Source organism: Bacillus rhizoplanae (genome assembly GCF_917563915.1).
GTDB classification, from domain to species: domain Bacteria; phylum Bacillota; class Bacilli; order Bacillales; family Bacillaceae_G; genus Bacillus_A; species Bacillus_A rhizoplanae.
Map to the genome: position 1 here is coordinate 156,098 of NZ_CAKJTI010000001.1, position 17,794 is coordinate 173,891.

General features: G+C 35.6%; 21 protein-coding genes and 1 pseudogene. 17 read left to right on the plus strand and 5 right to left on the minus strand.

What is annotated here, in order from left to right:
- Positions 1 to 17 precede the first annotated feature (17 nt).
- The 3 genes from fadH (at position 18) to LRP84_RS00885 (ending at position 2,898) form a co-directional block, all read left to right on the plus strand.
- A complete protein-coding gene (fadH, locus tag LRP84_RS00875) occupies positions 18 to 782 on the plus strand; it encodes a 2,4-dienoyl-CoA reductase (RefSeq protein WP_230573347.1) in 765 nt (254 codons plus the stop codon).
- Positions 783 to 1,005: 223 nt separating this feature from the next.
- A complete protein-coding gene (locus LRP84_RS00880) occupies positions 1,006 to 2,223 on the plus strand; it encodes an EAL domain-containing protein (protein ID WP_230573348.1) in 1,218 nt (405 codons plus the stop codon).
- Between the two features lie 183 nt (positions 2,224 to 2,406).
- Positions 2,407 to 2,898, plus strand: a complete 492-nt coding sequence (locus tag LRP84_RS00885; RefSeq protein WP_230573349.1) for a DUF3993 domain-containing protein — start codon at positions 2,407 to 2,409, stop codon at positions 2,896 to 2,898.
- Positions 2,899 to 3,020: 122 nt separating this feature from the next.
- On the opposite strand, the gene LRP84_RS00890 is transcribed toward LRP84_RS00885, so the two are convergent.
- Complete coding sequence (locus LRP84_RS00890) at positions 3,021 to 3,260, minus strand: glutaredoxin domain-containing protein (protein ID WP_230573350.1); 240 nt, start codon at positions 3,258 to 3,260, stop codon at positions 3,021 to 3,023.
- Positions 3,261 to 3,616: 356 nt separating this feature from the next.
- On the opposite strand from LRP84_RS00890, the gene LRP84_RS00895 reads away from it, so the two are divergent.
- The 12 genes from LRP84_RS00895 (at position 3,617) to LRP84_RS00950 (ending at position 12,013) form a co-directional block, all read left to right on the plus strand.
- Positions 3,617 to 3,853: a YkuJ family protein gene (locus LRP84_RS00895; protein WP_020059327.1), complete on the plus strand. Its 237-nt coding sequence runs from the start codon at positions 3,617 to 3,619 to the stop codon at positions 3,851 to 3,853.
- Between the two features lie 261 nt (positions 3,854 to 4,114).
- A complete protein-coding gene (locus tag LRP84_RS00900; protein WP_230573351.1) occupies positions 4,115 to 4,264 on the plus strand; it encodes a hypothetical protein in 150 nt (49 codons plus the stop codon).
- Between the two features lie 74 nt (positions 4,265 to 4,338).
- Complete coding sequence (locus LRP84_RS00905; RefSeq protein WP_230573352.1) at positions 4,339 to 4,857, plus strand: ribonuclease H-like YkuK family protein; 519 nt, start codon at positions 4,339 to 4,341, stop codon at positions 4,855 to 4,857.
- 87 nt (positions 4,858 to 4,944) lie between these two features.
- Entirely contained in the window at positions 4,945 to 5,136 is a 192-nt protein-coding gene (gene abbA, locus LRP84_RS00910) for an antirepressor AbbA (protein ID WP_230573353.1), read from the plus strand.
- A gap of 206 nt (positions 5,137 to 5,342) precedes the next feature.
- A complete protein-coding gene (gene cbpB / locus LRP84_RS00915) occupies positions 5,343 to 5,786 on the plus strand; it encodes a cyclic-di-AMP-binding protein CbpB (RefSeq protein WP_230573354.1) in 444 nt (147 codons plus the stop codon).
- A gap of 75 nt (positions 5,787 to 5,861) precedes the next feature.
- Positions 5,862 to 6,719 (plus strand): transcriptional regulator CcpC, encoded by an 858-nt coding sequence (ccpC, locus tag LRP84_RS00920; RefSeq protein WP_230573355.1) that lies wholly within the window; start codon positions 5,862 to 5,864, stop codon positions 6,717 to 6,719.
- A gap of 71 nt (positions 6,720 to 6,790) precedes the next feature.
- Positions 6,791 to 7,513 (plus strand): 2,3,4,5-tetrahydropyridine-2,6-dicarboxylate N-acetyltransferase, encoded by a 723-nt coding sequence (dapD, locus tag LRP84_RS00925; RefSeq protein ID WP_230573356.1) that lies wholly within the window; start codon positions 6,791 to 6,793, stop codon positions 7,511 to 7,513.
- Between the two features lie 58 nt (positions 7,514 to 7,571).
- Positions 7,572 to 8,702, plus strand: coding sequence for an N-acetyldiaminopimelate deacetylase (locus LRP84_RS00930; RefSeq protein ID WP_230573357.1), 1,131 nt, complete (start codon positions 7,572 to 7,574; stop codon positions 8,700 to 8,702).
- A 215-nt stretch (positions 8,703 to 8,917) separates the two neighbouring features.
- Positions 8,918 to 9,466, plus strand: coding sequence for a peroxiredoxin (locus LRP84_RS00935; protein ID WP_230573358.1), 549 nt, complete (start codon positions 8,918 to 8,920; stop codon positions 9,464 to 9,466).
- Between the two features lie 74 nt (positions 9,467 to 9,540).
- Positions 9,541 to 9,999, plus strand: a complete 459-nt coding sequence (locus LRP84_RS00940; protein ID WP_230573359.1) for a TlpA disulfide reductase family protein — start codon at positions 9,541 to 9,543, stop codon at positions 9,997 to 9,999.
- A 100-nt stretch (positions 10,000 to 10,099) separates the two neighbouring features.
- Positions 10,100 to 10,966 (plus strand): cytochrome C oxidase assembly protein, encoded by an 867-nt coding sequence (locus LRP84_RS00945; protein WP_230573360.1) that lies wholly within the window; start codon positions 10,100 to 10,102, stop codon positions 10,964 to 10,966.
- A gap of 378 nt (positions 10,967 to 11,344) precedes the next feature.
- Complete coding sequence (locus LRP84_RS00950) at positions 11,345 to 12,013, plus strand: potassium channel family protein (protein WP_098305689.1); 669 nt, start codon at positions 11,345 to 11,347, stop codon at positions 12,011 to 12,013.
- 41 nt (positions 12,014 to 12,054) lie between these two features.
- Here LRP84_RS00950 and rnjA read toward each other — a convergent pair whose 3' ends face one another.
- Positions 12,055 to 13,722, minus strand: coding sequence for a ribonuclease J1 (gene rnjA / locus LRP84_RS00955; protein WP_230573361.1), 1,668 nt, complete (start codon positions 13,720 to 13,722; stop codon positions 12,055 to 12,057).
- A gap of 3 nt (positions 13,723 to 13,725) precedes the next feature.
- On the minus strand, positions 13,726 to 13,938 hold the full coding sequence (locus tag LRP84_RS00960; RefSeq protein ID WP_154710669.1) for a DNA-dependent RNA polymerase subunit epsilon: 213 nt from the start codon (positions 13,936 to 13,938) through the stop codon (positions 13,726 to 13,728).
- Positions 13,939 to 14,441: 503 nt separating this feature from the next.
- On the opposite strand from LRP84_RS00960, the gene LRP84_RS00965 reads away from it, so the two are divergent.
- On the plus strand, positions 14,442 to 15,215 hold the full coding sequence (locus LRP84_RS00965) for a Cof-type HAD-IIB family hydrolase (RefSeq protein ID WP_230573362.1): 774 nt from the start codon (positions 14,442 to 14,444) through the stop codon (positions 15,213 to 15,215).
- 125 nt (positions 15,216 to 15,340) lie between these two features.
- Here LRP84_RS00965 and def read toward each other — a convergent pair whose 3' ends face one another.
- Positions 15,341 to 15,895 carry a peptide deformylase gene (gene def, locus LRP84_RS00970; RefSeq protein WP_230573363.1) on the minus strand — a complete coding sequence of 185 codons (555 nt, stop codon included), beginning with the start codon at positions 15,893 to 15,895 and terminating at the stop codon, positions 15,341 to 15,343.
- A 105-nt stretch (positions 15,896 to 16,000) separates the two neighbouring features.
- A pseudogene (locus LRP84_RS00975) lies at positions 16,001 to 16,105 on the minus strand (YjcZ family sporulation protein); the annotation flags it as partial.
- A gap of 572 nt (positions 16,106 to 16,677) precedes the next feature.
- Here LRP84_RS00975 and pdhA point away from each other — a divergent pair.
- On the plus strand, positions 16,678 to 17,793 hold the full coding sequence (pdhA, locus tag LRP84_RS00980; protein WP_230573364.1) for a pyruvate dehydrogenase E1 component subunit alpha: 1,116 nt from the start codon (positions 16,678 to 16,680) through the stop codon (positions 17,791 to 17,793).
- The last annotated feature ends 1 nt before the right edge of the window (position 17,794 follow it).

A 17,794-nucleotide genomic window follows, 5' to 3' on the forward strand; every position in this document is an offset into this window, starting at 1 on the left:
TTTTGGGAGGGGATATTGTGAAAGAAAAAGTAGTTGTAATTACAGGTGGTTCAAGTGGAATGGGAAAAGGAATGGCAACTCGTTTTGCGAAAGAAGGAGCGCGTGTGGTTATTACAGGACGTACAATAGAACGATTAGAAGAGGCAAAGAAAGAAATTGAGCAATTTGAAGGTCAAGTATTACCTGTACAAATGGATGTGCGTAATACTGAGGATATAAAAAGAATGATTGAAAAAATCGATGAAGAATTTGGACGCATCGATGTACTTGTAAATAATGCAGCGGGAAACTTTCTTTGTCCGGCTGAAGATTTATCGCCAAATGGTTGGAATACTGTTATTAATATTGTGTTAAATGGTACATTTTATTGTAGTCAAGCAATTGGAAAGTATTGGATTGAAAAAGGAATAAAAGGAACAATTATTAATATGGTTGCAACTTACGCATGGGATGCAGGTCCTGGTGTTATTCATTCTGCATCAGCTAAAGCAGGTGTATTAGCAATGACAAGAACGCTTGCTGTTGAGTGGGGACGCAAATATGGAATTCGTGTTAATGCAATTGCTCCAGGGCCAATTGAGCGTACAGGCGGGGCTGATAAGCTGTGGATATCTGAAGAAGCAGCAAAGCGAACACTACAAAGTGTGCCGCTTGGAAGACTTGGAACACCAGAAGAAATTGCTGGTCTAGCTTTTTATTTATGCTCTGAAGAAGCTGCGTACATAAATGGAGCTTGCATCACAATGGATGGTGGCCAACATTTACATCAATATCCGTTTTAAGGGATGGGATTTTTGTGACAAATTTGTGACAGATAGAAAGAGGGCCTTTACAAGGAACTTGTTTATGGGGTATATTTAAGACCTCTTTTTTCTTCATAGTAGAATTGCTAATTCCCCTTAGCATTTTACCCCTCTAATCCCTTCAGGAGAACTGAAGGGATTTTTTTATTATTTTTTTTACATAACGTGTTATAATTTTTGAAAAGTAAAAGGAGGGAGTACTATGGTAGATGCATTAGATGTGATGAGTAATTTGGATCAAGTCCTTCCTTATTATCAAGCTATTTTTAGTGCAGATGAACATACTGTAATTGGATATGAAGTAGTAGGACGCATACAAACAGAAGAAGGAATTCACAGTCTTGCCTCCTTCTTTCATGATGATTCGATTCCAGATGAGTTTCAACTTGAAGTAGATAATATTATTTCAGGAAAAGCATTAGATCGATATTTAGAAACGGATCAATCATTTTTATTATTTTTGCATCGTAATGCAAATATACTGATGAGCGATGAAAATGAAAGTTTACTACACTTATTATTAACGTATGAAAAGAAAGGGTTACGTTTAAATCGTATTGTACTAGAAATAACAGAACATGACTTTAAAGAAGATATTGAACAATTTAATCATTTACTTATGTATTATCGTACATATGGCATTCAGGTTGCAATTAACAAAGTAGGAACAGGAACAAGTAACCTTGAAAGAATTAGTGTGCTAGCTCCTGATATTTTAAAAGTAGATTTAACAAATTTACGTCAAACGGCACTGTTACAATCGTATCAGGATATTTTATATTCATTATCACTCCTAGCGAGGCGTATTGGTGCAACATTATTGTATGAAGATATTGATGCGTTCTATCAGTTGCAATACGCTTGGAAAAATGGTGGGAGATACTATCAAGGGGATTATTTAAAGGAATTTTCAGAAAATTTCATCGATAAAGACATCTTGAAAGAACGTCTTGGTAATGAGTGTCATCAGTTTATTCAGCATGAAAAACGAAAATTGCAAAAAGTTTATAAACTGACTGAAACGCTTCGAGAATATGTTGGAAATGTATTAGCAAAACAGAGAAAAATAGAAGATTTTAATAAATGGCTAGTGAATTTTAGTCAACAAGTAACACATTGTAGCTTCCGTATCTATATTTGTAATGAAGATGGCTTTCAACAGTCAGGAAACGTCATGAAAAAAGACGGAGAATGGGTGTTAATGCCAGAATATTATATGAAGAATTGGAGTTGGCGTCCATACTTTTTAGAAAACATTATGAAGCTGCGCTTTGAGCAAAAAGGAAGATTGTCTGATTTATACGGGGATCTTGAAACGGGTGAGTTGGTTCGGACATTCTCGTTTCCTATTGATGATGAGCATTATTTATTTATTGATTTGTCTTATGAATTTTTATATGAAGAAGATGTTTTATTATAATGCGCGAAATATTTCGTGCATTTTTTGTTTGTTTTTATCATAAATTGGTAATAGTGACAACTATGATAAGAATGCTGTCTATCGTTGTAAAGATTTTACGAACGAAAGGCACTCTGTCATTATATAATCATTGCTACAATGAATATTAGAAGGACAAGCTCTTTTTACAAGGAGGGTGCGAGAATGAGAAAGTATGGGATTTGGATTGTGCTATTTCTTTTTGCTGCATTTGTAATTGGACAAAGTGTAACAACTGTTCTTGGAAAAGAAGAAACAAAAATTGATCAAAATGAAATATTTGAAACGATTCGAAAGGGATATGAAGCACAATTTTCTATTCGTGGTAAGCGACTTTCAATGGATAAAATGATTGATACATTATCCCCTTATTTCACAGATAATTTCCTTCAAGTTTTTACGGATGAAAATGGTCAGGATGTAAAACGAAGTGCTCAATATTTATTGCCTACAAATGAAGCGCCATTTACTTTTTCATCAAAAACAAAAATTGTATACAATCAAGAGCATGATTTGTTATATGTGTATGAACATAATATTACAAATGACAAATATCAAATTATCACATTGCAAAAAGATGGTTATAAATGGAAACTAGCAGGGTATCACGAAAATAAACAGCTTTTATCTGAGATTAGACAATTTGAAAAAGAATAAAATGAAATTTCCATCAGTGGGGGTCTTATTGTCCGTTAATGCGGGATAAAGTAAAACTTTCATTAATGCGAGCTTACTGTCCGCGGGTAACGTGGGAAAAGGCGACTCATGCAGTCGCCTTTTTATTGTTCTAGTTCTAAAAGTTGTTGTAATTTTTCAATTTGAAAGCCGGCCACAACTTCTCCATCAACAACAACAGTAGGGGTAGAATAGGAATCATAATCATATAGAAGACGATTACGAGCGGAAGCATCTTTTTTGACGTCATATTCTGTAAATGTAATATGATTATGTTTTAAAAATTCTTTTATAATTTGGCATGGTGGACAATCTGGTTGTGTATATACATCTACTTTCTTCATGTAAATCCTCCTCTTTAATTCATCTCAATTATAGTCTTGTATGTAAAAAACTTCAATGAAGTGAAGTTTTCATTAACACGGATGTACTTTCTATTGAAGGCTAGATCAATTCGTCTTTGTTTATCTTATCTGCTTTTGCAGAACATGAAGATAAAGTTTTTTACACTGTTAAGTGCGGAAGAAAGGGCGTAGAGGTATTTATTTCGGCTTTTTATATGTTTTTTCGACAAATTTTAGTTGAGTTTCTTGCTCATAACCATTATCCTAAGGTGTGTGACATTTTTTCAGTTATGACGGATAGAATGAGTACTGCTGCAAAACCTATTCGTAGGAAGATTAGAGAAAGGGGAGATTTCATGTCTCTGCTCCAAGGAATTTTAACTCGTCTTGTTAGTCTAAAAGAACAAGCTGAAAGCGGCGAAGTAGCACAACGCTATTTTGAAGTGAACGGTGAACGCAAATGTAGCGTAAAATATTTTGATAAAAGCGATATGTACGAGCTAGAAGTGTATCAACAAGGAGAAAAACCACAAGTATATCAATTCGATAATATTGATATGGTTGCAATCGAGATTTACGATATTCTTTCTTGATACATAAAAAGAAGGTGCCTAAGAAGAAAAAGGCACCTTCTTTTTTTATGTAAGGTGAATAACATTCGTTCCTTGTTCCTACACTGATAACATATTCTATAAAGTGAAACTCCCATCAATTATCCCCCACTTATCTTCTTCAAATTCTTTACTTATGGTTAGTTGAAGCAACTGGAATCTTACGGGGAGTTATTTTCCGAATATATAATCTTGAGATGGGAATTTTACTGCCCACAAATAGCGGATAAAGAGGTGAGAAAATTGGAAAAAATGCCTGTTGTTGTATGTCCAAAATGTCATAGACAATCAGAAATTACACATGTGTTAACAGCGCAATCTAATCAAAATGTTATTTTCAAATGTCCATTTTGTGCATATTTAATCCGGAATATCGAAACGAGTAAAGGATAAGTAAGACATATTTTGTTATTCTGTCCCATACAATGAGAATACGAAAGTCTGTCTATGAGAAGGGACGTGACTGTATGGACGGAAAATATCAATTTTACAATTTATCAGAGCGACATATGAGCTTTGAAACTGTATTCTCACGAATTTGTTACTTTATTCAAAGTGCACCGCGTAATATGTATCGATTGTCAATTGGAACAGATTCACAAGTGCATCAAAATGATACTCGTTTTATTACAGCAATTCATCTGCATCGTGTTGGAAAGGGAGCATGGGGTTGCTTATATCATCAGACAATAAGGGGAAAGCCACCGAGTTTGCGAGAAAAAATCTACTTAGAAACACAGTTTAGCCAAGAGATTGCCTGTTTATTTACGCCTGAGCGAATACAACAGTTGTGGGAGCTTCTTTATCCGTACTGCGAAGAAGGTGCTGAATTCGTTATGGAAATTCATTTGGATATCGGGAAATACGGTTTGACGAGAGAGTTTATTTTAGATATGACAAATAAAATTACAGCGATGGGGTTAACGCCTAAAATTAAGCCAGATGCCTATGCGGCGTTTAGCTATGCAAATCGGTATACGAAATAATTATTGTATTGAATTTTCAATCTATTAAATAGGGGAAATCTTTTATATAATAAAGAATAAGGACAGTTGAATAAGGAGAGGAGAAAAATGAGTAGAGGAATTGATTTAACAAAGGAGGAACAAAACTTATTGCTAGATGTTTTGTTTCGGCAAAATTATGCGAGTGAAATACTTGCCGTTGAACTTTCTGATATCGAAACTGGGCGAAAGAAAACAGACATATCTCATTATAAACAAATCACAAACTTATTCGCTCGTCTGAAAAACGAAGGATATTAAGGCTGCCAGAACGGTAGTCTTTTCTTTTGTTTCTATGGTAAAATGAACTGTGGTTATTTATTTTGTATGAGAAACAAAAGGACTAATAATAATATGTAACCGTTGTCATAAACTAAAAATAGAAGTGAGAAAATAGAAAATTACTTGAACGAATTAGTTTTTACAATTGCTATTTGTTAGAATGGGTTAAAGTGGGGGATAACAATATGATTAGTATTCCGAAAGAAGAATTTCAGCAAGTTTTTGTAAAAGACTTAATGATTTCATCTGAAAAAGTAGCACATGTTCAAATTGGAAATAGTTTGGAGCATGCTTTACTTGTTTTGGTGAAATCTGGTTATTCTGCTATTCCAGTACTAGATCCGATGTACAAACTGCATGGATTAGTAAGTACGGCAATGATTTTGGACGGTATTTTAGGACTAGAGCGTATTGAGTTTGAAAAATTAGAGGATATGAAAGTAGAAAGTGTGATGAAAGGTGATGTTCCATGCCTGAAGTTACAAGATTCATTTGCAAAAGCATTAGAGATGACGATTGATCATCCGTTTGTATGTGTTGAAAACGAGGAAGGGTATTTTGAAGGAATTTTAACGCGTCGTGCAATCTTAAAATTACTAAATAAAACGGTAAGACGGTTTAATCGATAATGTTGAAAAAGGCGACTTCAAGTGAAAGAAGAAGTCGCTTTTATCGTTCAGTTGTAACGAAGGAAGGAGAGAACATTGCAAATTGATGATTTTCAAATGATGGTTATCTTAGCACAAGAGTTAAATATGCGAAAAGCTTCTGAGCGCTTATTTGTGTCACAACCAGCGCTTAGTCAAAGACTTCAATCGATGGAAAAACAATGGGGGATGAAATTTTTTATCCGCTCGCAAAAAGGATTAACGATTACACCGGAAGGCGAGAAAGTAGCAAATTATGCTAAAGATATGTTACAGAGAGAAGAAGCAATTAAGAGCGAATTAGCAACATTTCAGACGGAAACATATGGTACTTTAAAGATTGCTGTGGCCTCTGTTATTGGCCAATACTGGTTACCGCCAGTTTTAAAGATGTTTGTACAAAGGTATCCATTTGTGAAAATTTCTCTTTTTACAGGCTGGAGTAGTGAGGTGCAAAATCATTTTTACGAAGGTGATGTTCACGTTGCAATTTTGCGGGGGACGCAAGAATATAAAGGATATAAGCAGCAATTATTTGAAGATGAGTTGTATTTAGTTGATACGGAGATTGAAGATATTTCCATGTTAAAAGACACTAATAGACCATTCATTCAATTTAAAAGTGATTCTACATATTATGGACAAATACAGAATTGGTGGTATGGTTTATTTTCTAATCCGCCTAAACGTACAATTGTTGTCGATCAAATTGAAACGTGTAAGCAGCTTGTTTTAAACGGTATTGGTTATGCACTTTTGCCCTCTACTGTTTTAAAAGAAGTAAAACAAAAAACATATAAAACTCCAGTACAACTGACGAGAGAAACGTGGCTATTAACAAGTGAATCGGCTAGACAGTTAAAACAAGTGCAGGCATTTTTAGAAATTATTGAAGAAATTCAAGAGGGAAAATAAGATTATTATCTTGCGAGGAGCCTTTTCGTTTGGTAGAGTAACATTATAAATGGATTTAGGAGGCAACAAGCATGAAAATGATGGATGCAAACGAGATTATTTCGTTTATTCAAAAAAGCGAGAAGAAAACTCCTGTAAAGGTATACATAAAAGGGGATTTAAAAGAAATTACATTCCCAGAAACAGTACAAGCATTTGTAAATAAAAAATCAGGTGTATTATTTGGAGAATGGTCTGACATTAAGGCAATTCTTGATGAAAATAAAAAGCATGTTGTAGATTATGTTGTAGAAAATGATCGTCGTAACTCTGCAATTCCAATGCTTGACTTAAAAGGTATTAAAGCGCGTATTGAACCAGGTGCAATTATTCGCGATCATGTCGAAATTGGTGATAATGCAGTTATTATGATGAATGCAACAATCAACATTGGTGCCGTAATTGGTGAAGGTTCAATGATTGATATGAATGTAGTGCTTGGTGGACGTGCAACAGTAGGTAAAAATTGTCACGTTGGAGCTGGAGCTGTACTTGCAGGCGTTATCGAGCCACCTTCTGCAAAACCGGTTATCGTTGAAGACGATGTTGTAATTGGTGCAAATGTAGTTGTTTTAGAAGGCGTTACAGTAGGTAAAGGTGCAGTTGTTGCGGCGGGTGCAGTTGTAACAGAAGATGTACCGCCATACACAGTTGTTGCTGGAACACCAGCACGCGTTATTAAAGAAATTGACGAAAAAACAAAAGCGAAAACAGAAATTAAACAAGAGCTTCGTCAACTGAATCCAGAAAAATAAAAAAAGAAAGCGTAAGAGCTTGCAAGCTCTTACGCTTTTTATCAATGGTGGTGAAAAGATGATGATAAATAAATTTATACAAATGCGCAGAGATTTGCATCAAATTCCAGAGCTTGGCTTTCAAGAATGGAAAACACAGCAATATATTTTAAATTATATAAATACCCTTCCAAGTGAATATATGGAAGTAAAAACGTGGAAAACGGGTGTCATTGTAAAAGTGCATGGTCGAAATCCGGAAAAAACAATTGGCTACCGTGCTGATATTGATGGGCTTCCGATTACGGAGGAGACGGGTTATGATTTTACTTCATTACATGAAGGTATGATGCACGCATGCGGACACGATATTCATACAACAATCGGCCTTGGATTATTAACAGCTTTTGTTACAGAGCGAATTGACGATCATCTTGTTTTTATTTTCCAACCAGCTGAGGAAGGACCGGGAGGTGCCCTTCCGTTATTACAAAGTGAAGAATTTCAAGCATGGAAACCGGATATGATTCTTGGGCTTCATATTGCACCTGAATATCCAGTCGGATCAATTGCAACAAAAGAGGGATTGCTTTTTGCAAATACATCGGAGTTATACATTGATTTGAAAGGGAAAGGTGGGCATGCAGCATATCCACATACAGCTAACGATATGATTGTTGCGGCAAGCCACCTTGTCACACAGCTGCAATCTGTTATTAGTCGAAATGTGAATCCGTTAGATAGCGCAGTTATTACAATTGGAAAAATTACTAGTGGAACAGTACAAAATATTATTGCAGAAAAAGCTCGTTTAGAAGGGACGATTCGTACATTATCTGTTGAATCTATGAAACGAGTAAAGGAACGTATTGAAGCAATCGTTGCAGGAATTGAAGCGTCTTTTCAATGTACAGCCCATATTGATTATGGAGCGATGTATCACCAAGTATATAATCATGAAACGTTAACACAGGAATTTATGAAATTTACGGCCGAACATACAGATATGAATGTTATCACCTGCACAGAAGCAATGACAGGAGAAGATTTTGGGTACATGCTTCGCGATATTCCAGGTTTTATGTTTTGGCTCGGTGTAGAATCTGAATATGGTCTACATCATGCAAAATTACAGCCGAATGAATCGGCAATTGAAAAAGCGATTACTTTTTTAACAACATACGTAAAATGGAAAGGGAACAGAGCTTGATGCTTGTTCCTTTTTTGTATAAGAAAATTTTTATGGTCTATCGTGCATTTTTTTTGTAATTCTAGCACAATACTTTATAATGGTAGGTGGAGGGAAAAGTTAATAGTTAGTTATTTTATAATAATTATTAAATAATATTGACTAAAAACTATTTCTTCTTATATAATACAAGAGTAGATAACATATAATTAAAAAATTAACGGAGGTTGATACATATGGCAGAACGTATGGTAGCAAAACAGGCTCCACGCTTTGAAATGGACGCTGTTATGTCAAACAAAGAATTTGGTAAAGTAAGCCTTGAAGAGGTTATGAAGCAAGATAAATGGACAGTACTTTTCTTCTATCCAATGGACTTCACTTTCGTATGTCCAACAGAAATCATCGCACTTTCTGAGCGTTATGATGAGTTTGAAGACTTAGATGCAGAAGTAATTGGTGTATCAACTGACACAATCCATACTCACTTAGCATGGATTAACACTGACCGCGCGAAAAACGGCTTAGGTGAATTAAAATACCCATTAGCTGCTGATACAAATCATGTAGTATCTCGTGACTATGGCGTATTACTTGAAGAAGAAGGTATCGCACTTCGCGGTCTATTCATCATTAGCCCAGAAGGCGAATTAATGTATCAAGTTGTACATCATAATAACATTGGACGTGAAGTTGACGAAGTAATTCGCGTTCTTCAAGCTCTTCAAACTGGTGGACTTTGCCCAGCGAACTGGAAACCAGGTCAAGCAACTTTAAACGTTTAATTTTTTGACTGAGTGAAAAAAGGTCTAACAAATTGTTGTTAGGCCTTTCTCTACATATATAAGGAGGAAATGTTATGAAGTTACGTGAACCAATGCCTTCCTTAGAAGGAGCAACAGCTGTACTAAATGGAGAAGTAGTAAGGGAAGCGCTAATTGGCGATAAACCAACATTGATTCATTTCTGGTCTATTAGTTGTCATTTATGCAAAGAAGCGATGCCAAGCATTAACGAATTCCGCGATGACTATAAAAATAAATTAAATGTAATTGCTGTGCATATGCCGCGTTCAGAAGAAGATTTAGATCTTGAAAAAGTGAAAGAAGTGGCAGAGGAGCACGGTATTGTACAGCCGATTTTAGTAGACAATAAGCATACGATTACAGATTCCTTTGAAAATCAATATGTGCCAGCATATTATGTGTTTGATAAAAACGGTGTGCTGCGTCATTTCCAAGCTGGTGGTAGTGGTATGCAAATGCTAACAAAACGAGTAAATCGTGTTCTTGATGAAGCTGAAAAAGCAGCTGAATAATGGAAAACCTCCCTCGTGATAGGGAGGTTTTTAGTTTACATTTCACATAAGAAATGTGTAAAATCAATGTGTTACATAGAGAAAAAAGGTAGGGGATAGCGTGCAAATCGGAAGTACTATACTATGTTTCTTTTTATATACATATGTAATCGTAGCTGCAATATATTTTGGTGTTAGTTTCTATACATATTGTTTAGCAAAAAAAGAAAGCTATGCGAACACATATGAGTGGGTGAGAGGGTATTTATCACCTGTTGCAGAAATTATGAATGCGTTTGTACTATTCTTATTTGTGGGGTTAATTGCTTTTTCCACGAGCTTAGTTGGAAATAAAACGACTTTATTTATCCTTGGTGCCATTATTTTTATGTTATTAGGAATTCGAATTGGTAATATGGTGTTTTGGAACAAAGGTCTAGTTGAAGGATATACTGGCATATGTATTCCAGGTTTGATAGCTGCAATTGTTACAAATATAGAAAATGAGTATTATCAGCTTCATTTTTGGTTAATTATTGTTCTGACAATTGTATCACTTTTATATATAAGTGCGACTTTTTTAACGTATTGCGCATATAAACGAGAAGACAGGCAAGCGGTATTACTTTTTCGAAAGTGGGCTTTATTTTGGAGTGTTCCAACGATGTTTGTCATAGGAGCAATTGCTATTATTGTGAACGGATATGAACTAGTAGGGTGGCAAAAGATGATTGAAATATGGTGGGTATTTATTGTTTCTTTTGTTGGTTTTTTAGGAGCTACTCATTATTTATTTCATCAGCAGCACTATCAATTTGCATTGTTATTTGCTTTTATACAGTTACTATTTGCTTTTTTTGGACAAGAAACTTTAGTGTTTGTATTTCAGACGTTCAGTTCATTTGGAAATATATTCATCTTCGGTATGTTAATATGTATGCTTGCATTCTATTTACAACAATTTTTCTATATTCAAAAACAGAAATAAGAGTAGAGAGGAAATTATTGTAACATTTATCCAGCATTAACGTGCAGTAAGCCCCACACCTCAAGATTCAGAGAGAAGCGAGAAAGATAGGTGAGGATAACTGCTAGCATGTGCCCGATTGGTTCAACTTATCATCAGTGGGATATGAAAAAAAATCACTGATGGAAGTTTCACTTTATAAAATATGCTACAATGATAGTTGATCCTAATCAAACGGCAGTAAAGCCTTTACATCCAGTTTTTGAAGAGGCAAAGAATTGATAAGAGAATAACTGCTCATAAGAGCTTGATTCGTTCAACTAACCATCACTGGAGGGATGAAAAAACCACTGATGGAAGTTTCACTTTATACGATTCAATATTATTGGAGGAATTTGTGTGAGTACGAAGGAAAAAGAGTTTGCTGTTATTGGTCTCGGCCGATTTGGCGGCAGCATTTGCCGGGAATTAGCGCAGCTAGGAATGGAAGTTATGGCAATTGATATGGATGAAGATCGTGTAAATGAATTTGCAAATATTGCATCCCATGCTGTAATTGCCGATTCTACAGATGAAATGGTATTAAAAAGTCTAGGAATCCGTAATTTTGATCATGTTGTGGTAGCGATTGGGGATAATCTTAACGCAAGTATTTTAACGACTCTTATTTTAAAAGAATTAGGCGTGAAAAATATTACTGTGAAAGCACAAAATGATTACCATGAAAAAGTTTTAACTAAAATCGGCGCTGACCATATTGTTCATCCTGAGCGCGATATGGGGAAACGAATTGCGAATAATATTGCTTCAAGTAGTGTCTTAGACTATTTAGAACTCTCAGATGAACATAGCATCGTTGAGATTATTGCGAATGAAAAGATTGATGGCCATTCGTTAATTGAATTAGATATTCGTGCGAAGTTTGGATTAAACATTGTGGCAATTAAACGCGGAAAAGAAGTTCTCGTTTCACCGCGTGCGACAGAAAATATTCAAATCGGAGATATTTTGATAGTCATTGGTCATGATAATGATGTGGATCGATTCGAAATATTTTTAGCGAAATAATAAAAAGGACAATGCCAATATAGCTGCATTGTCCTTTTTATTTAAATTTCCATAATGATTGGTAAAATCATTGGACGGCGTTTCGTTTTTTCGTATAAGAATGGAGCCAATGTATCTGTAATTTCATTCTTGATCTCAGACCATTGTGTCGTTTTGCGTTCCATTACTTTTTCTAAATGATTTGTAATTAATGTCTGTGCATCGTTGATTAAATCGCTGCTTTCACGCATATAAACGAACCCACGAGAAATAATATCTGGTCCGGCTGCCACTTTGAATTCCTTCATATCGATGCTAACAACAACGATAACAAGTCCTTCTTCCGAAAGAATACGGCGGTCGCGAAGTACAATATTACCGATATCACCAATGCCGTTTCCATCAATATAAACAGAACCAGAAGGAATCTTTCCTGCGATTGTTGCTTCATCTTCACGAAGCGCTAGTATATCGCCGTTATCAATTATGAAGCAATTTTCTTCTGGAATGCCACAATCATTTGCTAATTTTGCATGCATACGTTGCATACGGTATTCACCGTGAATTGGCATGAAATATTTTGGTTTAATGAGACGCAGCATTAGCTTCTGTTCTTCTTGTCCACCGTGTCCGCTTGTATGAATGTCAGTCAATGGTCCGTGAATTACATCAGCACCTGCTCGATATAACATGTTAATTGTACGGCTTACACTTACTGTGTTTCCAGGTATTGGAGAAGACGAGAATACAACAGTATCACCAGGAATAATTTGAATTTGACGGTGTGTACCGTTAGCGATACGAGATAATGCAGCCATTGGTTCACCTTGACTTCCAGTACATAAAATCACAACTTTATTTGCTGGTATGCGATTTAGTTGTGCTGGTTCAATAATTGTATCTTTTGGACAGCGAATATAGCCAAGATTTTGTCCGATTTCCATTGCTGCTTCCATGCTTCGACCAAAAACAGCAATCTTTCGATTGTTTGCTACTGCAGCTTCTACAACTTGTTGCAGTCGATGAATATTAGAAGCAAATGTTGCGAATATAATGCGTCCTTCTACTTTACGGAAAATATCCTGGATGCTGTCACCTACGCGTCGTTCAGACATCGTAAAGTGAGGAACTTCGCTATTCGTGCTATCAGATAGTAAGCAAAGGACACCTTCTTTTCCAATTTCAGCCATCTTTGTTAAATTTGCTGGCTCACCAACCGGTGTGAAATCAAATTTGAAATCTCCTGTATGAACAACCTGTCCTTGTGGCGTTTTTACAACAATACCGTATGAATCAGGAATGCTGTGCGTTGTGCGGAAGAAGGAAACGGATGTTTTTTTGAATTTAATCACATCGTCTTCTTTAATTTCATACAATTGTGCTTTTCGCAGTAATCCGTGCTCTTCTAATTTGTTTTTAATCAGCCCGAGCGCTAGTTTCCCACCGTAAATTGGAATATTTACTTGGCGCAATAAATAAGGGATTCCACCGATATGATCTTCGTGACCATGTGTAATAAAGAGTCCTTTAATTTTTTCTTCGTTACGTACGAGATACGTGTAGTCAGGGATGACATAATCAATCCCAAGAAGTTCGTCTTCTGGGAATTTAATCCCAGCGTCAATAATAATAATTTCATCTTGAAATTGAACAGCATATGTATTTTTGCCGATTTCACCGAGTCCGCCAAGCGCGAAAACAGCAGTTTGATCATTTTTTAAGAATTTCATAAATTAAACGTTCTCCGCTAATTTAAAATCTGCATATTGCTTTTCATATTCAAGATGAGCACCAGTAACAGACTGGATAAACTCAATATTATATGCGAACTTGTGTAATTTTGTGCGAACTTCTCTTTCAGACTCAGCTTCTAGATATAGCACCTTAGTATTTTCACGTACAGGTACTTCTAGCATTTTTTCTTGATAAAACACTTTAAAAATCATTAAAACAATCTCTCCTTGTCTATGTTTTAGGCTATCTTTTACCTATTATAAAGCAAACGGTTATGATTTTCATGTTTTTTCGAATAAGAATGAAGAAAAAAGCCCGAAAGGGGCACGATTTAAGCAATTGTTTTTTTACGAAGCAAATCGTTCCAATATACTTTTAACTTTTTCTTCAGTTTCTTTAGCACGATTGTCCCTTCCTTTCCTAGCTCAAAACATGCAAATAATCTTATTGGGATGTGCAATAAGAATTAAGTTTTAAAAAATGAACTACTTATAAGAAAATATTTCGTTCAACTTATAGTATGAGATAGAATAGAAAAGAAAATTCATGTGTTGAACCGTAGTACTGTTTTTATTTCAGTATATGCCTGGTTAGGTAGGAAGATTAGATGAGAAGCGCTTTATTCATCAATATGTTATACTTTTTTAGTATTTAAAAAGATATTCAGATCATAAAGCGATACGTTTGAATCGATGAAGTAGAAAGGGTTATGGAAATGAACGATAAAATTGTCTTTTTTGATATTGACGGAACATTGTTAGATCATAACAAAGAAATACCACAATCTACAAAAGAAGCTGTACGTCGCCTTCAAGAAAATGGGGTACATGTAGCAATTGCGACAGGACGTGCACCATTTATGTTTGAAGATATTCGTCAAGAGCTAAATATTCATAATTACGTAAGTTTCAATGGGCAGTATGTTGTATTTGAAGATGAAGTTATATATAAAAATCCTTTACATCCAGAGGCATTACATGCCTTCACAAAATTTTCAGAAGAGGCAGGCTATCCTCTTGTTTATTTGGATCATAAAGATATGAAAGCAACGGTGGCATCACATAATTATGTAACAGAAAGCTTTGCTAGTCTTCGCATGAGCCATCCTGTGTTTGAACCTAATTTTTATGAAAAGCGTGATATTTATCAGACGCTTTTATTTTGTAAAGCAGGAGAAGAAGAAAAGTTTATCAGCGACTATCCGCAATTTCATTTTATTCGCTGGCATGCATATTCCATGGATATTATTCCAATGGGAGGATCGAAAGCGAACGGAATTGAAAAATTTATTGAAAAGCTTGGATTCACTCGAGAACAAGTTTATGCATTTGGGGACGGGTTAAATGATTTAGAAATGATTGAAACCGTAGGGACAGGAATTGCTATGGGAAATGGACATGAAGATTTGAAGAAACTTGCGAATTATGTAACGAAAGATGTTGCAGAAGATGGTATTCTGCATGGATTGCAGTGGGCAGAATTATTATAAAGGATTAGTATGAAAACTATTCCATTTAAAAATTAGTCTGTTTTCATCAATTTCAGTGAAAACAGACTAATTTTTTATCCCGCTATTAGCGGGCAGTAAAGGTTCTCACTGATAGAAGTTTCATTTTATCTTTCTAAAGGTGTTGCATTTTCTGGAATGATAAATGGATTTTCCTTATTAATATGGTCATAAAACATGACACCGTTTAAGTGATCAATTTCATGCTGGAAAACAATTGATGGTAAACCTTTTAAACGTAGTTTCACTTCTTCACCGTCTATTGTTGTTCCTTTTACAGTAATGCGAGTGTAACGAGGCACATAGCCAGGAATTTCACGATCCACTGACAGACAACCTTCGCCACCTGATAAGAATGTGCGTTCTACAGAATGACTGATAATTTTCGGGTTAAACAAAGCGTAGCTATATAATGTCCCATCTCTATCCGTTACATGAACAGCAATCATTCTTTTAGAAACACCGATTTGAGGGGCTGCTAAACCAATTCCAGGACGTAAATTATATTTTTCAACCATTTCGGGGTTTTGACTGTTAATAACAAATTCAATCATCTTTCGTAATATATGTACATCTTCTTCGCTTGCTGGTAGAGCTATCTCTTCAGCCACTGCTTGTAAAATAGGATCTCCTTCACGAATCACATCATTCATTGTAAGCATATGCAATCGCTCCTTTCATCTTTAGTCTACCAAAGGTTATGAAAAAAGTCATGACAAAGAACAAGGCGAAACCGCCTTGTTCTTTTATGGTTGTTTCATTTTACATTAACGGATGCAAGCAGCACCGACGATAATTAAAAGAATGAACAATACAACGATTAAAGCAAAGCCGCTTCCAAATCCACCGCAACCACCATATCCACCATATCCATACGTAGGATATGGGCAAGCTGTTGGGTATGCTGGGTAACATTGAGTGTATCCGTACATGGTGTGACCTCCTTTACCATTTCCGCGAATGCTGCGGTTAGTATAATGTATGGAAGAAAGAAGAAAAATGTTATAGTTATTTGCCTAAAAGGTGGTAGATGCTGAATATTTTTATTAGCATGGGACAAAAAATAAGAGTGAAGTAAATCGTTTACATATTATTCTATGATCAAAATATGTGTGAAAAGGGAATAATATAACAGGAGGTTTTTGTTCACTAATACAGATAGTATTTTGGAAACTTGTATTTGTTAAGAAAATCTCGTTAATTTTCGAAAAAAATTTCGAAATCAAAGTGATTGACAGGGTGATTAGAATAGTTGTAAACTAAAAAACGTGATCAAGATTGTATTAATTTGTTTAAATGAAAACATTAGTACAGATTGTTAGGTGCACAAATTATTCAATAACTGATGAATGGTGCGTCAGTTTTCGCGCTTATGCTTTCATTTTAGCGAAGTGCTAGTGAAAGCGTTTAAGAATATGGTTCAAGAGAGGAAGAGGTGAGCGGAATGGGTACTAAAACAAAAAAGGCCCTATTTAATGTTGATGAGCAAATGAAAGCTATCGCAGCTCAATTTGAAACATTACAAATTTTAAATGAAAAAGGCGAAGTTGTGAATGAAGCAGCTATGCCAAAATTAACTGATGATCAATTAAAAGAATTAATGCGTCGTATGGTGTATACTCGCGTATTAGACCAACGTTCTATTTCTTTAAACCGTCAAGGTCGCTTAGGTTTCTATGCGCCAACAGCTGGACAAGAAGCTTCTCAATTAGCAAGTCATTTTGCTCTTGAAAAAGAAGATTTCATCTTACCAGGGTATCGTGATGTTCCACAATTAGTATGGCACGGTTTACCATTATACCAAGCATTCTTATTCTCTCGCGGACATTTCATGGGTAACCAAATGCCTGCAGATGTAAATGCACTTGCTCCACAAATTATTATCGGTGCGCAAATCATCCAAACTGCTGGTGTTGCGTTAGGTATGAAATTACGTGGTAAAAAATCTGTTGCAATTACTTACACTGGTGACGGCGGAGCGTCTCAAGGTGACTTCTACGAAGGTATGAACTTTGCGGGTGCATTTAAAGCTCCAGCAATCTTCGTTGTTCAAAACAACCGTTATGCAATCTCTACTCCAGTAGAAAAACAATCTGCAGCAAAAACTGTAGCGCAAAAAGCAGTTGCAGCAGGTATTTACGGAATTCAAGTAGACGGTATGGACCCATTAGCTGTATACGCAGCAACTGCTTTTGCTCGTGAGCGCGCAGTAAACGGCGAAGGCCCTACTTTAATCGAGACTTTAACATTCCGTTACGGTCCACATACAATGGCTGGTGATGACCCAACTCGTTACCGTACAAAAGATATCGAAAACGAATGGGAACAAAAAGATCCAATCGTACGTTTCCGTGCGTTCTTAGAAAACAAAGGCATCTGGTCTCAAGAAGAAGAAGAAAAAGTAATCGAACAGGCTAAAGAAGATATTAAAGAAGCGATTGCTAAAGCAGACCAAGCTCCAAAACAAAAAGTTACTGATTTAATGGAAATCATGTACGAAACAATGCCTTACAACTTAGCTGAACAATATGAAATTTACAAAGAAAAGGAGTCGAAGTAAG

Excerpts from the sequence above, each read along its gene's own strand:
- LRP84_RS00880 (WP_230573348.1), top strand. The coding sequence starts at position 1,006 with ATGGTAGATGCATTAGATGTGATGAGTAATTTGGATCAAGTCCTTCCT.
- LRP84_RS00885 (WP_230573349.1), top strand. The coding sequence starts at position 2,407 with ATGAGAAAGTATGGGATTTGGATTGTGCTATTTCTTTTTGCTGCATTT.
- LRP84_RS00890 (WP_230573350.1), bottom strand. The coding sequence starts at position 3,260 with ATGAAGAAAGTAGATGTATATACACAACCAGATTGTCCACCATGCCAA.
- LRP84_RS00895 (WP_020059327.1), top strand. The coding sequence starts at position 3,617 with ATGTCTCTGCTCCAAGGAATTTTAACTCGTCTTGTTAGTCTAAAAGAA.
- LRP84_RS00905 (WP_230573352.1), top strand. The coding sequence starts at position 4,339 with ATGGACGGAAAATATCAATTTTACAATTTATCAGAGCGACATATGAGC.
- abbA (WP_230573353.1), top strand. The coding sequence starts at position 4,945 with ATGAGTAGAGGAATTGATTTAACAAAGGAGGAACAAAACTTATTGCTA.
- cbpB (WP_230573354.1), top strand. The coding sequence starts at position 5,343 with ATGATTAGTATTCCGAAAGAAGAATTTCAGCAAGTTTTTGTAAAAGAC.
- dapD (WP_230573356.1), top strand. The coding sequence starts at position 6,791 with ATGAAAATGATGGATGCAAACGAGATTATTTCGTTTATTCAAAAAAGC.
- LRP84_RS00930 (WP_230573357.1), top strand. The coding sequence starts at position 7,572 with ATGATGATAAATAAATTTATACAAATGCGCAGAGATTTGCATCAAATT.
- LRP84_RS00935 (WP_230573358.1), top strand. The coding sequence starts at position 8,918 with ATGGCAGAACGTATGGTAGCAAAACAGGCTCCACGCTTTGAAATGGAC.
- LRP84_RS00940 (WP_230573359.1), top strand. The coding sequence starts at position 9,541 with ATGAAGTTACGTGAACCAATGCCTTCCTTAGAAGGAGCAACAGCTGTA.
- rnjA (WP_230573361.1), bottom strand. The coding sequence starts at position 13,722 with ATGAAATTCTTAAAAAATGATCAAACTGCTGTTTTCGCGCTTGGCGGA.
- LRP84_RS00960 (WP_154710669.1), bottom strand. The coding sequence starts at position 13,938 with ATGATTTTTAAAGTGTTTTATCAAGAAAAAATGCTAGAAGTACCTGTA.
- LRP84_RS00965 (WP_230573362.1), top strand. The coding sequence starts at position 14,442 with ATGAACGATAAAATTGTCTTTTTTGATATTGACGGAACATTGTTAGAT.
- def (WP_230573363.1), bottom strand. The coding sequence starts at position 15,895 with ATGCTTACAATGAATGATGTGATTCGTGAAGGAGATCCTATTTTACAA.
- pdhA (WP_230573364.1), top strand. The coding sequence starts at position 16,678 with ATGGGTACTAAAACAAAAAAGGCCCTATTTAATGTTGATGAGCAAATG.